Source organism: Kluyvera huaxiensis, from assembly GCF_040149365.1.
Classification (GTDB): domain Bacteria; phylum Pseudomonadota; class Gammaproteobacteria; order Enterobacterales; family Enterobacteriaceae; genus Kluyvera; species Kluyvera intermedia_A.
The window spans coordinates 87,555-100,790 of the sequence record NZ_JBEFLV010000008.1 but is presented as its reverse complement, the minus strand read 5'-3'; the positions used below and the strand labels follow the sequence as shown (position 1 = coordinate 100,790).

Below are 13,236 nucleotides of genomic sequence, written 5' to 3'. Positions count from 1 at the left end.
GAAATGGATTTTTTATGGCTGAAAAAACATGAATTAAAGATGTGAAGTGTTTATGCTGATTTAATTTATTAAGTTGAGTAATAAAACAATCAACAGACCGACAACGGAGTTGTTAATTTTGAAAGCCCCAGAGTGATAAAGCTATTTTTAATGGATATAGCTGGGAGCAAGAGTCCGGAATGCGACTCATAGAACATTGTCAGCCCGTTGCGCAAGAAGTGCGAGGGATCGTTGGCGCGAAGTATGCAATAATAACGGTTTACTACTACTGAAGAGTTGATGATGCAGTACCCGATTAACGAAATGTTCCAGACCCTGCAGGGTGAAGGCTATTTTACCGGCGTCCCCGCCATTTTTATTCGTCTACAGGGATGCCCAGTGGGCTGTGCCTGGTGTGATACCAAACATACCTGGGAAAAGCTAAGCGATCGGGAAGTGTCTCTGTTCAGTATTCTGGCGAAAACCAAAGAGAGCGATAAATGGGGCGCGGCGAGCAGTGAAGATCTGCTGGCGATTATTGGCCGTCAGGGCTGGACCGCGCGCCACGTGGTGATCACCGGTGGTGAGCCTTGCATCCACGATTTAACCCCGTTAACGGAGCTATTCGAGCAAAACGGCTATAGCTGCCAGATTGAAACCAGCGGCACCCATGAAGTGCGCTGCAGCCATAATACCTGGGTGACCGTGTCGCCGAAGGTCAATATGCGCGGTGGTTATGATGTGCTGTCGCAGGCGCTGCTCCGTGCCGATGAAATCAAGCATCCGGTTGGCCGCGTGCGTGATATTGAAGCGCTGGACGAACTGCTGGAAACGCTCTCCGACGATAAGCCACGCATCATTGCGCTGCAGCCTATCAGCCAGAAAGAAGATGCCACCCGTCTGTGTATTGAAACCTGTATTGCACGCAACTGGCGACTGTCGATGCAGACGCACAAGTATTTGAATATCGCCTGATGATAGTTGCCCGAAGTCGGCATATTGTGTCGACTTCGGGAACCATATCATTCACATACTATTTCGCAGCATCGTTCATCACTTTTGAGAACGTATCCATCGGGCAGAAACCGTTGGCATCAACCGGGCAGCCTTTCAGTGCCAGCGTGACGCGCTGCGGTGGGGTTTTCAGCGTCAGTTTCTCGGTGTTACGTAGCTGATCCGCGCTTTGATAGACGTACTCAATTTTCATCAGCTCACGGTTATCTTTCGTATCATGCCAGCGCTGGAAAACAATTTTCCCACCGATAGGTGTACGCTCATATTGTCCCGGCAGCGTATAGGTATCGAAATTCAGCGCAGTTAACAATGACGCGATATTGGAGTCATGTCCGACAAGAACGGTGATTTTTGGCGTTTTTGCGGCATCGGTCACCAGCGCATTATCAATGTATTTCACCAGTGGCTTTGCCACATTTCGCGCGACTTCCGCAGAGGTAAACAGGCTATCCTGATAGCCGTTTTTCAGTTGCGACAACACGCGCCATTGTTGGTCGGTTTTAATTTCACCCCACGCTACCTGATCAAGCGGGAATCCTTCGTAATATTGCAATGTAAAGGCGTCAACCAGCGAGTTGCCGATGGCCAGCGGGCCTTTCACCCCGGGCTCTTTTTGGTAGTTGGCGCTAAAGCTATCTTTAGCATCGCTCAACGAACACGCTTGTTTTTCTTTGCAGGCCGGTGAGTTTTGGTAATCCGTAATCTGCGACAGCAGCTTGTAGCTCTCATCAAGCTTCAGGCTTTGGCGCTCTTTTTCCATCGCCTGGACCGCGCTTTCGCGGAAGGTTGCGGACTCATCGGTGATGACCGGGTTAAAGGTCGGGTCCATGGTACCCATTTTATCCTGGTGATGAACGACGATGTCACAGCCAGGGAAAGCGCCATTGATAAAGAATTGGGCGGTGGCGACGGTACGTTGCAGACTATTGGCGTAGGTGTAAACCGTCTCGGGGGCTGGGCATTCACCGCTAGTCACTAACCCCTGCTGCGCCAGCCACTCGCGCATATAATGGCCCATATAGACCTCCAGCACGCCGCCTTTGGTGGTCAACTGGCCACCGGGGACTTCCCATTCTGGCCAGCTTTTTGGCGTGGACTGCTGAAGCACGCTGCCGTTGGTCGCCAACGGTGCACGAAGGTTATGGCGACTCATCATGAGAACTTGCTGGAGTTGGTAGCCATCCGGTGGTGTCTGTGTCTGTGCCTGGGCTGCGGCAGAAACGAATAACAGAGCGGGCACTATCGCGGCAAGAAACGTTTTCTTCATCCCTATTTCCTCATTATGTATTGACCAACCCAATGAGTCTGGCACAACTTCACCCTTTTTCCGGGTCACGTGCCGCATAATGAAAAATTAGATAAATGAATGTGATAGCGAAAGGAAGGAAGGGGCGGGGGAGTCGCGAATGGGCTCCCCGCGCGCGGGCGAAATCATTCGCCGCGATAGACGCAGCCTGCTGTGCAGGTTTCTTTTACCATCACTGCGCTCAGCAACGGCACAACCGGTTTTACCTGTTCCCAAATCCAGCGGGACAGCACTTCGCTGGTCGGATTCTCAAGGCCCGGAATATCGTTCAGATAATAGTGATCCAGACGATCGTAGGTCGGCTTAAATGCCGCCTTCAGTTCGGCGAAATCCATGATCCAGCCAGTATGCGGATCGACTTCACCGGTGATCTCAAGACGCACCATAAACGAGTGCCCATGCAAACGCCCGCACTTATGTCCTTCCGGTACGTGCGGCAGGTGGTGGGCGGCTTCGAAGGTGAAATCTTTAAACAGTGTAGTGGACATCATGAACTCTCAGTCTTGCGGAAAAAAACGCCGCATAGTACCGGAAAGCACATTTTTCTGCATTAACTAAAACGGCCAAATAGGCAACGAGTACAAAATTCACGCGCAATGACAATTATTTTTTAACTATATCAATAAGTTATTCAACCTGTTTTATCGTTATAAACTACCAGAAAAACAGGTTAGTCCATTTGGTTATTTGATATTTCTATCCCTTCTTTAATTGTTATTATCGTCGTCGTTAACCTTACATTCAGTTTATCCGTAGTTCTTCAGATTGCAGATGCGTTGGCCGCGTTCGTTCACCCCAGTCACGTACTTTTGTACGCTCCCGGGGATTCTCTCCCTCGCCGCCTTTCTGCAATCCGAATAATTTAGGGTTTCGTTTTTCTTGTTTAGAAAACCGCTTTGCTACTGGAACATAACAACGCATGACAACACAGTCTCCCCCTTCAGCTTTGCTTCCGCTTAATACGGAACAGCTGGCTCGCCTACAGGCGGCAACCACTGATTTATCACCAACCCAGCTTGCCTGGGTTTCCGGCTACTTTTGGGGCGTGCTTAATCAGCAGCCAGGTGCCGCGGCGTTAACCCCGACGCCGACCGCTGTTGAAGCGCCGGCCATTACGCTTATCTCCGCCTCGCAAACGGGCAACGCCCGCCGGGTTGCCGAAGCGCTGCGTGATGACCTGCTGGCAGAAAAACTGAACGTGAACCTGGTGAACGCCGGGGATTATAAATTCAAACAAATCGCGTCAGAAAAACTGCTGGTTATCGTGGCTTCCACACAGGGTGAAGGGGAAGCGCCGGAAGAAGCCGTTGCACTGCATAAGTTCTTGTTCTCGAAAAAAGCGCCGAAGCTCAACGGTACCGCCTTTGCGGTGCTGGGCCTTGGCGATACCTCTTATGAATTCTTCTGCCAGGCCGGTAAGGACTTCGACAGCAAGCTGGCCGAGTTAGGGGGTGAGCGCCTTCTCGACCGTGTGGATGCCGATGTGGAATTCCAGCCTGCGGCAGCCGAATGGCGCGCGCGTCTGGTCGAGGTACTGAAAGCTCGCGCTCCGGCAGCGCCGTCGGTTGCCGTCGCGGCAAGCGGCGCAGTGAATGACATTCATAGCAGCCCGTATACCAAAGAAGCGCCGCTGACCGCGTCATTGTCGGTAAACCAGAAAATTACCGGCCGCGATTCAGAAAAAGACGTTCGCCATATTGAAATCGATCTCGGTGATTCCGGTCTGCGCTATCAGCCGGGCGATGCGCTGGGCGTGTGGTACCAGAATGATCCTGAGCTGGTCAAAGAACTGGTTGAGCTGCTGTGGCTGAAGGGTGATGAGTCCGTCACGGTCGAGGGGAAAACTCTGCCGCTCGCTGAAGCGCTGCAGTGGCACTTCGAACTGACGGTGAACACCGCCAATATCGTAGAAAACTACGCCACGCTGACCCGCAGTGAATCGCTGCTGCCGCTAGTGGGCGATAAGGCGCAGCTGCAGCAGTATGCGGCAACGACGCCAATCGTCGATATGGTGCGTTTCTCCCCGGCACAGTTGGATGCCGAAGCGTTAATTGGCCTGCTGCGTCCATTGACGCCTCGCCTGTACTCTATTGCTTCTGCACAGGCGGAAGTAGAGAGCGAAGTGCACGTCACCGTTGGCGTGGTTCGCTATGATATCGAAGGACGCACCCGTGCAGGTGGCGCTTCCAGCTTCCTCGCCGACCGTGTGGAAGAAGAGGGCGAAGTGCGCGTGTTTATCGAGCACAACGACAACTTCCGTCTGCCCGCCAACCCACAAACGCCGGTGATTATGATTGGCCCAGGTACCGGCATCGCACCGTTCCGTGCCTTTATGCAGCAGCGTGCTGCCGATGGCGCGGAAGGTAAAAACTGGCTGTTCTTTGGCAACCCTCACTTCACCGAAGATTTCCTTTATCAGGTTGAGTGGCAGCGTTACGTGAAAGAAGGCGTACTGAGCCGTATTGATATGGCCTGGTCTCGCGATCAAAAAGAAAAAGTCTACGTACAAGACAAACTGCGCGAACAGGGTGCAGAGCTGTGGCGCTGGATTAATGATGGTGCCCACATTTATGTCTGCGGCGACGCCAATCGCATGGCGAAAGACGTTGAGCAGGTATTGCTGGAAGTGATTGCTGAATTCGGTGCAATGGACATCGAAACGGCAGATGAATTTTTAAGTGAGCTGCGCGTTGAGCGCCGTTATCAGCGAGATGTCTACTAATGAGCGAAAAATACCCAGGGCCTTTAGTGGTCGAAGGCAAATTGACTGACGCCGAGCGCATGAAGCGTGAGAGTAACTTCCTGCGCGGCACCATCGCGGAAGATCTTAACGATGGTCTGACCGGCGGCTTCCACGGCGACAACTTCCTGCTGATCCGTTTCCACGGCATGTACCAACAGGATGATCGTGATATCCGCGCTGAACGTGCCGCACAGAAGCTGGAGCCGCGCCACGCGATGCTGCTGCGCTGCCGCCTGCCGGGCGGGGTTATTACGCCGACCCAATGGAAGGCGATTGATAAATTTGCTGCCGATAACACCATCTACGGTAGCATCCGCCTGACTAACCGTCAGACGTTCCAGTTCCACGGTATTCTGAAAAAGAACGTTAAGCCGGTGCACCAAATGCTGCACTCGGTCGGTCTTGATGCGTTGGCGACCGCGAACGACATGAACCGTAACGTGCTCTGTACCTCCAACCCGTACGAGTCTCAGCTGCACGCTGAAGCCTACGACTGGGCGAAGAAGATCTCTGAACACCTGTTGCCGCGTACCCGCGCTTATGCGGAGATCTGGCTCGATCAGAAGAAAGTGGCAACTACCGACGAAGAGCCTATCCTTGGTGCGACCTATTTGCCGCGTAAGTTTAAAACTACCGTGGTGATCCCGCCGCAGAACGATATCGATCTGCATGCCAACGACATGAACTTCGTGGCAATCGCGGAAAACGGCAAGCTGATAGGCTTTAACCTGCTGGTGGGCGGCGGTTTATCTATCGAGCACGGTAACAAGAAAACCTACGCCCGGACGGCGAGTGAGTTTGGCTTCCTGCCGCTGGAGCACACCCTGGCGGTGGCGGAAGCGGTGGTGACCACTCAGCGCGATTGGGGTAATCGTACCGATCGTAAAAACGCCAAAACCAAATATACCCTTGAGCGCGTTGGCGTCGACACCTTCAAAGAGGAAGTGGAGCGCCGTGCGGGGATCAAGTTTGAGCCGATTCGCCCGTACGAATTCACCAGCCGTGGCGACAGAATCGGCTGGGTTAAAGGGATCGACAAAAACTGGCACCTGACGCTGTTCATTGAAAACGGCCGTATTCTGGATTACCCAGGCCGCCCGCTGAAAACCGGGCTGCTTGAGATTGCCAAAATCCACAAAGGCGATTTCCGTATTACCGCCAACCAGAACCTAATTATCGCCAGCGTACCGGAAAGCCAGAAGGCGGCAATCGAGAAGCTGGCGCGTGACCACGGGCTGATGGATGCGGTGAAACCGCAGCGTGAAAACTCGATGGCCTGCGTGTCCTTCCCGACCTGTCCTTTGGCGATGGCGGAAGCTGAACGTTTCCTGCCGTCATTCACCGACAAAGTGGAAGCGGTGCTGGAAAAACACGGCATTCCTGACGAGCATATCGTGATGCGCGTGACCGGCTGCCCGAACGGCTGTGGCCGTGCGATGTTGGCGGAAATTGGTCTGGTGGGGAAAGCGCCGGGTCGCTACAACCTGCATCTTGGTGGCAACCGCAGCGGGTCACGAATTCCGCGTATGTATCGGGAAAATATTACCGAGCCAGAAATCCTTGGTTCGATTGACGAACTGGTTGGGCGCTGGGCGAAAGAGCGCGAAGCGGGTGAAGGCTTCGGCGACTTTACGGTGCGTGCGGGCATCATTCGCCCGGTGCTCGATCCAGCGCGAGATTTCTGGGAATAACCTGAATTGCCGGATGGCGGCATGAATTTCTTATCCGGACTACTCTCTGCGTAGGCCGGATAAGCGAAGCGCCATCAGGCAAGGCAAACAGTGAGGAAGCTATGTCCAAACTCGATCTACACGCGCTAAACGAAATGCCTAAAGTCGACCGCGTTTTGGCGCTGGCGGAAACCAACGCGCAGCTGGAAAAGCTGAGTGCCGAAGAGCGTGTGGCCTGGGCGCTGGAAAACCTGCCCGGCGAATATGTACTCTCTTCCAGCTTTGGGATTCAGGCTGCGGTGAGTCTGCATCTGGTGAATCAGATTCGCCCGGATATCCCGGTTATCCTTACCGATACCGGCTATTTGTTCCCGGAGACCTATCAGTTTATCGATGAGTTAACGGACAAACTCAAACTCAACCTGCAGGTCTTCCGCGCGAAAGAGAGCGCCGCCTGGCAAGAGGCGCGCTACGGCAAGCTGTGGGAGCAGGGCGTTGAAGGCATTGAGAAATACAATGACATCAACAAAGTTGAGCCGATGAATCGGGCGCTGGAACAGCTGAATGGGCAAACCTGGTTTGCCGGTCTTCGCCGCGAACAGTCCGGCAGCCGTGCGACGCTGCCGGTGCTGGCTATCCAGCGTGGGGTGTTTAAGGTGCTGCCGATCATCGACTGGGATAACCGGACGGTCTACCAGTACCTGCAAAAACACGGCCTGAAATATCACCCGCTGTGGGATCAGGGCTACCTGTCGGTAGGCGATACCCATACTACCCGTAAATGGGAGCCGGGGATGGCTGAGGAAGAAACACGCTTCTTTGGCTTAAAACGCGAGTGTGGTCTACACGAAGGTTAAGCCAAACTGTAAAAATTCAGCGCCTCCTGCTTTATCGCCGGGGGCGTTTTTTTTACTGTGCGAGCATGCTTCCAGTTTCGACGTCAGGCTACATGAGGCCCTGCGGGATGGTTATAGAATCTCACCGGGTGCTTGAGGCTTTTTGGGCTTTGGGCATTTTTCAGGGTTCCAGAAAGACGAAAGCCCCAGGCGATATTTCTATCAACCTGAGGCCAGCGTATGAACCCAGACAGTTCAAATGTTAGCCTCTTCTTTGCAGGGAGGCAAGATATGCTGACAAAGTACGCCCTGGTGGCAATCATTGTGCTGTGCGCAACGGCATTAGGATTCACGCTGATGGTGCGCGATTCGCTGTGCGAATTGAGTATCCGGGAGCGGGGTATGGAGTTTAAGGCTATTCTCGCTTACGAACCGAAGAAGTAGCAATCACGCGGGGAGAAATCCCCGCGTATTGACTGTTGAGCTTTATCCTCAGCACCCATCCGTACTAGCTGCGTTTCTCCGCCTTTGCCAGTTCGCGCATTAGCGGCATCATTACCCGTACCACCTCGCGGCTACGGCGTTCAATTCGTCCCGGTAGCGCTTTATCAAGATATTGCTGGTTATCGAGATGGGCGTTATGCCAGCTGGTGCCATCCGGGAAACTGGCGCTTTTTGCCCGCTGCTGGAAGCCGTCTTTTTTGCCCAGCGACCAGTTGGTGGCCTCAACGGAAAGCACCGGGATCCCCGCTTTATCAAACACGTCGGCATCATTACAGCAGCCAGTTCCTTGTGGATACTGGGGATTTAGCCCGGGGTTCGTTGCTGCGGCAATACCGCGGCTGTGAGCAATCGTCAGCGCGCGGTCGCGGGTCAGTTTACGTACCGAGGCCGGGGTTTTTACGCCGCTGTTAAAATAGATTTTGTCGCCCACGACGAGGTTATCGAGGTTAATCACCAGCAGCGTATTTTTCTTCTCGCCGCTGCTCATGCGCTTTAACAGATTCTCGGCACCGAGTTTTCCTTCCTCTTCACCGCTGGTAGCGATAAAGCGGATCCCATATTGCGTGGGAATGTTTTTAAAGCGTTCAGCCAGTTCCAGCATCACGCCAAGGCCCATCGCATTGTCGTCGATACCCTGAAGCGTTAGGCCGCCGAGATTTTTCTCTACGTCGCTGTCGCTGTGGGGTGCATAGGTGTCGAGATGTGCCATCACGATAATTTGCTGGCTGGATTTGCCTTCATGCGCCGCGATAACGGTACTCCCCGTTATGTTATGCCAGTTTTTACGGTTGTCTTTGCTGGTATAGATGTAGCGGCTGCTGAAGGTGCGGATATCGCTCTGGTAGCCCATTTGGGCGAACTGCTGGCGAATGTAGTCCGCAGAGAGCATCTCAGCGGGTGTACCGGTGATTCGGCCAGGGAAATAGGTGGCGATATAACGAGCCTGAGTATTGGCGATGGTGCCCAGCGGGGCGGTTGCCGCGTGCGCCGGGAGAGTAATACATACGCCGAGCGCCAGGGCTGCCATGCAGTGGCGCAGTGCGGAGAACATAGGTAATCCTTACAACAGAGCAAAAAGATAGACGCGCCTAGTATGAAACCGTGGTTTTCATTACACAATTTCAAATGCTCTTAAATGCCGGAAAAATAGCGTGTTAAGCACTTTTTGACATTTGCTTTTCTATCCCGTTATTCCTTTCAGTAACAACTCATTCCTTTTCGTAATTTCATTTGGTCTTAGCCTCCCCCTATAGTCCCTCTATTGCTGATTGTTAGCGAGTTGTAGCACCCACCCGCAATAACAAACAAACCGTGCGAACGACGCTAGCAAGCCCCAACACACAACAGACATGCGATGAATCAGGCTTAAGGAATGGTTATGGACCAAAAACGACTTACTCACCTGCGGCAACTGGAGGCGGAAAGCATCCATATCATCCGTGAGGTGGCCGCCGAATTCTCTAATCCGGTGATGATGTACTCCATCGGTAAAGATTCCAGCGTAATGCTGCATCTGGCGCGCAAGGCGTTTTACCCAGGCTCGTTGCCGTTCCCGCTGCTGCACGTGGATACCGGCTGGAAATTCCGCGAGATGTACGAATTCCGTGACCGCACCGCCAAAGCCTACGGCTGTGAGTTACTGGTGCACAAAAACCCGGAAGGGGTGGCGATGGGGATCAACCCGTTTGTCCACGGTAGCGCCAAACATACCGATATCATGAAAACCGAAGGGCTGAAGCAGGCGCTGAATAAATACGGTTTTGACGCAGCCTTCGGCGGCGCACGCCGTGATGAAGAAAAATCACGAGCCAAAGAACGTATTTACTCATTCCGCGACCGTTTCCACCGCTGGGACCCAAAAAACCAGCGCCCGGAGCTGTGGCATAACTACAACGGCCAGATTAACAAAGGGGAAAGTATCCGCGTCTTCCCGCTTTCTAACTGGACCGAGCTGGATATTTGGCAGTACATCTACCTGGAAAATATTGAGATCGTTCCACTGTATCTGGCCGCCGAGCGCCCGGTACTGGAACGTGACGGCATGCTGATGATGATCGATGACGACCGGATCGATCTGCAGCCGGGTGAAGTTATCAAAAAACAGATGGTGCGTTTCCGTACCCTGGGCTGCTGGCCGCTGACCGGCGCGGTAGAGTCTGACGCGCAGACGCTGCCGGAAATCATCGAAGAGATGCTGGTCTCGACCACCAGTGAACGTCAGGGGCGCATGATTGACCGCGACCAGGCTGGCTCCATGGAGCTTAAAAAACGTCAGGGTTATTTCTAAGGAGCCGCCATGAACACCACTATTGCACAACAAATTGCCGATGAAGGCGGGGTTGAAGCGTATCTGCATGCCCAGCAGCACAAAAGCCTGCTGCGCTTTCTGACCTGCGGCAGCGTGGATGACGGTAAAAGTACGCTGATTGGCCGCCTGCTGCACGACACTCGACAGATTTATGAAGATCAGCTGTCATCGCTGCACAACGACAGCAAGCGTCACGGGACTCAGGGTGAGAAACTCGACCTGGCGCTGCTGGTGGATGGTCTCCAGGCCGAGCGCGAGCAGGGTATTACCATTGACGTGGCTTATCGCTATTTCTCCACCGAAAAACGCAAATTTATCATCGCCGATACCCCGGGGCATGAGCAGTACACCCGTAACATGGCGACCGGTGCATCCACCTGTGACCTGGCAATCCTGCTGATTGATGCGCGCAAAGGCGTGCTTGACCAGACTCGTCGCCACAGCTTTATTTCGACGCTGCTGGGTATCAAACACCTGGTGGTGGCGATTAACAAAATGGACCTCGTCGGTTATAGCGAAGAGACCTTTAACCGCATTCGCGAAGAGTATTTAACCTTTGCAGAACAGCTGCCGGGGAATCTGGATATCCGCTTCGTACCGCTTTCTGCACTGGAAGGCGATAACGTGGCGAGCCAAAGCGCGAATATCCCATGGTACAGCGGCCCAACGCTGCTGGAAGTGCTGGAAACCGTGGCGATTCGCCGCACGGTAGATACTCAACCAATGCGTTTCCCGGTGCAGTACGTCAACCGTCCAAACCTCGATTTCCGTGGATTCTCCGGCACCATTGCTTCCGGCTGCGTGAAGGTGGGGCAACGTATTAAAGTGCTGCCATCGGGCGTTGAGTCCAGCATTGCGCGCATTGTTACCTTTGACGGCGACCTGCAAGAGGCTGGGGCGGGTGAAGCTGTAACGCTAGTGCTCAAAGATGAAATCGATATTAGCCGCGGCGACCTGCTGCTCGATGCGCAGGACACGCTGCCATCGGTACAACGCGCCTCCGTCGATGTGGTGTGGATGGCTGAACAGCCGCTGGCCGCCGGGCAAAGCTACGACATTAAAGTTGCTGGCAAGAAAACCCGCGCTCGCGTGGACGGTATTCAATATCAGGTGGATATCAACAACCTGACTCAGCGTGACGTTGACGCGCTGCCGCTGAACGGCATTGGCCTGGTCGATCTCACTTTTGATGAGCCGCTGGTGCTCGACAAATATCAGGAGAATCCGGTGACCGGTGGTCTGATCTTTATCGACCGCTTAACTAATGTTACCGTCGGTGCCGGTATGGTTCGTGAGCCAAATACCGAGGTAACTGGCGTGGCGTCTGAGTTCAGCGCTTTTGAGCTGGAACTTAACGCGCTGGTTCGCAAGCACTTCCCACACTGGGGCGCGCGCGATTTGCTGGGAGGGAAATAATGGCTCAGCATGACGAAAACGTCGTCTGGCACGCCCATCCCGTCACCGCGCAGCAGCGTGAACAACTCCACGGTCATCGTGGGGTTGTGCTGTGGTTCACCGGGCTTTCGGGCTCGGGGAAATCGACCGTCGCCGGAGCGCTGGAGGAAGCGCTGCATCAGCTTGGCGTGAGTACCTACCTGCTGGATGGTGATAACGTACGCCATGGCCTGTGCAGCGATCTCGGGTTTACCGACAGCTGTCGTAAAGAGAATATTCGCCGCGTTGGTGAAGTGGCGAAACTGATGGTGGATGCGGGACTAGTGGTTCTAACCGCCTTTATTTCGCCGCACCGTGCTGAGCGTCAGATGGTACGCGAGCGGGTAGGGGACGACCGTTTCTTTGAAGTCTTTGTCGATACCTCACTGGCGACCTGTGAGGCGCGCGATCCTAAAGGATTGTACAAAAAAGCGCGTGCCGGTGAACTGCGGAATTTCACCGGGATTGATTCAGCATATGAATCTCCAGAGCAGCCTGCTATTCATCTTGATGGTGAACAATTAGTAACAAATTTGGTTGCGCAATTATTAGATCTACTGAGGCAGAGCGATATTATCAGATCCTGAAAAGGTACCGGAGTTTGCTGACTCCGGCCTAACAGGATTAATTATGCGTAATACTCAGAACCTCAACGTGGCCCAAACAGAGCCACTCGCCCCCACCTATGATGAAACCACCTGGTCTCTGTCAGGGGCGTTTGTCGGCTTCGTCGCGTGGTTGATGGCGCTGGGGATCCCCTATCTGCACTATGGCAATAACACGCTATTCTTCTTTCTGTACACATGGCCTTTTTTCCTGGCACTGATGCCCGTAGCGGTAGTTATCGGTGTGGCTTTTCACTCCCTGGTGAAGGGCAGGCTGCGTTATACCATTGTGACAACCCTGGCAACGGTTGCCTTACTGTGTGGTTTGTTATTCATGTGGATTATGAGTTAAAGCGTTTGCATTAGACGTCAGGCGCCTGATTGACCGGGACAAGACATGCCTTTGCGCGCGTGAAATGTGGTACATTTCCGGCGATATGCAGTATCACCTGCGGCCGGAGTGGAGTCCGACGGCAAGTTATGGGATGATAGTGCCGTTTTTCAGGGGGCAGGATGGGTAAATTAACGCTGCTATTACTGGCTTTGCTGGTCTGGCTACAATATTCCTTATGGTTCGGTAAAAATGGTCTTCATGACTTTAGCCGGGTCAACGACGATGTATCTGTACAACAAGATACCAACGCAAAATTAAAAGCGCGCAACGATCAGCTTTTCGCCGAAATTGATGACCTTAATGGTGGGCAAGAAGCTATCGAAGAACGTGCACGTAACGAACTGAGCATGACCCGTCCGGGCGAAACGTTTTATCGTCTGGTGCCGGATGCGTCCAGGCGCAACCAGAGCGCGGGGCAAACGCAAACTAATCGATAATCAGTC

General features: G+C 53.5%; 13 protein-coding genes. 10 read left to right on the top strand and 3 right to left on the bottom strand.

All coding sequences use genetic code 11. The features are described 5' to 3' along the window. Nucleotides 1-282: 282 nt before the first annotated feature. Nucleotides 283-954 carry a 7-carboxy-7-deazaguanine synthase QueE gene (gene queE / locus ABOC97_RS10500; RefSeq protein WP_349597434.1) on the top strand — a complete coding sequence of 224 codons (672 nt, stop codon included), beginning with the start codon at nucleotides 283-285 and terminating at the stop codon, nucleotides 952-954. Nucleotides 955-1,012: 58 nt separating this feature from the next. Here the strand turns inward: queE and agp are convergent, their stop codons facing one another. After that, the gene (agp, locus tag ABOC97_RS10495) at nucleotides 1,013-2,260 is read right to left on the bottom strand and encodes a bifunctional glucose-1-phosphatase/inositol phosphatase (RefSeq protein ID WP_349597216.1); all 1,248 of its coding nucleotides are present in this window, start codon (nucleotides 2,258-2,260) and stop codon (nucleotides 1,013-1,015) included. Between the two features lie 164 nt (nucleotides 2,261-2,424). Continuing rightward, nucleotides 2,425-2,790, bottom strand: coding sequence for a 6-carboxytetrahydropterin synthase QueD (queD, locus tag ABOC97_RS10490; protein WP_163446301.1), 366 nt, complete (start codon nucleotides 2,788-2,790; stop codon nucleotides 2,425-2,427). Nucleotides 2,791-3,218: 428 nt separating this feature from the next. On the opposite strand from queD, the gene cysJ reads away from it, so the two are divergent. The 4 genes from cysJ (at nucleotide 3,219) to ABOC97_RS10470 (ending at nucleotide 7,992) form a co-directional block, all read left to right on the top strand. Next, the gene (gene cysJ / locus ABOC97_RS10485; protein WP_349597212.1) at nucleotides 3,219-5,021 is read left to right on the top strand and encodes an NADPH-dependent assimilatory sulfite reductase flavoprotein subunit; all 1,803 of its coding nucleotides are present in this window, start codon (nucleotides 3,219-3,221) and stop codon (nucleotides 5,019-5,021) included. Further along, nucleotides 5,021-6,733: an assimilatory sulfite reductase (NADPH) hemoprotein subunit gene (cysI, locus tag ABOC97_RS10480; RefSeq protein WP_349597209.1), complete on the top strand. Its 1,713-nt coding sequence runs from the start codon at nucleotides 5,021-5,023 to the stop codon at nucleotides 6,731-6,733. The genes cysJ and cysI overlap by 1 nt, the downstream gene beginning before the upstream one ends. A 101-nt stretch (nucleotides 6,734-6,834) precedes the next feature. Then, on the top strand, nucleotides 6,835-7,569 hold the full coding sequence (gene cysH / locus ABOC97_RS10475) for a phosphoadenosine phosphosulfate reductase (protein WP_349597206.1): 735 nt from the start codon (nucleotides 6,835-6,837) through the stop codon (nucleotides 7,567-7,569). Between the two features lie 270 nt (nucleotides 7,570-7,839). Beyond that, a complete protein-coding gene (locus ABOC97_RS10470; RefSeq protein WP_106926090.1) occupies nucleotides 7,840-7,992 on the top strand; it encodes a Hok/Gef family protein in 153 nt (50 codons plus the stop codon). Nucleotides 7,993-8,056: 64 nt separating this feature from the next. On the opposite strand, the gene ABOC97_RS10465 is transcribed toward ABOC97_RS10470, so the two are convergent. After that, nucleotides 8,057-9,103, bottom strand: coding sequence for an aminopeptidase (locus ABOC97_RS10465; RefSeq protein ID WP_349597202.1), 1,047 nt, complete (start codon nucleotides 9,101-9,103; stop codon nucleotides 8,057-8,059). 327 nt (nucleotides 9,104-9,430) lie between these two features. Between ABOC97_RS10465 and cysD the strand changes: the two genes are divergently transcribed. The 5 genes from cysD (at nucleotide 9,431) to ftsB (ending at nucleotide 13,230) form a co-directional block, all read left to right on the top strand. Further along, the gene (gene cysD / locus ABOC97_RS10460; protein ID WP_349597200.1) at nucleotides 9,431-10,339 is read left to right on the top strand and encodes a sulfate adenylyltransferase subunit CysD; all 909 of its coding nucleotides are present in this window, start codon (nucleotides 9,431-9,433) and stop codon (nucleotides 10,337-10,339) included. A 9-nt stretch (nucleotides 10,340-10,348) separates the two neighbouring features. Further along, nucleotides 10,349-11,776, top strand: coding sequence for a sulfate adenylyltransferase subunit CysN (gene cysN, locus ABOC97_RS10455; protein ID WP_349597198.1), 1,428 nt, complete (start codon nucleotides 10,349-10,351; stop codon nucleotides 11,774-11,776). Then, nucleotides 11,776-12,381 (top strand): adenylyl-sulfate kinase, encoded by a 606-nt coding sequence (gene cysC, locus ABOC97_RS10450; protein ID WP_349597195.1) that lies wholly within the window; start codon nucleotides 11,776-11,778, stop codon nucleotides 12,379-12,381. Before cysN ends, cysC begins: the two co-directional genes overlap by 1 nt. 43 nt (nucleotides 12,382-12,424) lie before the next feature. Continuing rightward, on the top strand, nucleotides 12,425-12,751 hold the full coding sequence (locus tag ABOC97_RS10445; RefSeq protein ID WP_349597192.1) for a DUF3561 family protein: 327 nt from the start codon (nucleotides 12,425-12,427) through the stop codon (nucleotides 12,749-12,751). Between the two features lie 161 nt (nucleotides 12,752-12,912). Next, a complete protein-coding gene (ftsB, locus tag ABOC97_RS10440) occupies nucleotides 12,913-13,230 on the top strand; it encodes a cell division protein FtsB (RefSeq protein WP_234506837.1) in 318 nt (105 codons plus the stop codon). The last annotated feature ends 6 nt before the right edge of the window (nucleotides 13,231-13,236 follow it).

Bases quoted from the DNA above. Each gene is read 5' to 3' on its own strand.
- ABOC97_RS10465 (WP_349597202.1), bottom strand. From the start codon at position 9,103: ATGTTCTCCGCACTGCGCCACTGCATGGCAGCCCTGGCGCTCGGCGTA.
- cysC (WP_349597195.1), top strand. From the start codon at position 11,776: ATGGCTCAGCATGACGAAAACGTCGTCTGGCACGCCCATCCCGTCACC.
- cysI (WP_349597209.1), top strand. From the start codon at position 5,021: ATGAGCGAAAAATACCCAGGGCCTTTAGTGGTCGAAGGCAAATTGACT.
- cysH (WP_349597206.1), top strand. From the start codon at position 6,835: ATGTCCAAACTCGATCTACACGCGCTAAACGAAATGCCTAAAGTCGAC.
- agp (WP_349597216.1), bottom strand. From the start codon at position 2,260: ATGAAGAAAACGTTTCTTGCCGCGATAGTGCCCGCTCTGTTATTCGTT.
- cysN (WP_349597198.1), top strand. From the start codon at position 10,349: ATGAACACCACTATTGCACAACAAATTGCCGATGAAGGCGGGGTTGAA.
- ABOC97_RS10445 (WP_349597192.1), top strand. From the start codon at position 12,425: ATGCGTAATACTCAGAACCTCAACGTGGCCCAAACAGAGCCACTCGCC.
- queE (WP_349597434.1), top strand. From the start codon at position 283: ATGCAGTACCCGATTAACGAAATGTTCCAGACCCTGCAGGGTGAAGGC.
- ftsB (WP_234506837.1), top strand. From the start codon at position 12,913: ATGGGTAAATTAACGCTGCTATTACTGGCTTTGCTGGTCTGGCTACAA.
- cysD (WP_349597200.1), top strand. From the start codon at position 9,431: ATGGACCAAAAACGACTTACTCACCTGCGGCAACTGGAGGCGGAAAGC.
- ABOC97_RS10470 (WP_106926090.1), top strand. From the start codon at position 7,840: ATGCTGACAAAGTACGCCCTGGTGGCAATCATTGTGCTGTGCGCAACG.
- queD (WP_163446301.1), bottom strand. From the start codon at position 2,790: ATGATGTCCACTACACTGTTTAAAGATTTCACCTTCGAAGCCGCCCAC.
- cysJ (WP_349597212.1), top strand. From the start codon at position 3,219: ATGACAACACAGTCTCCCCCTTCAGCTTTGCTTCCGCTTAATACGGAA.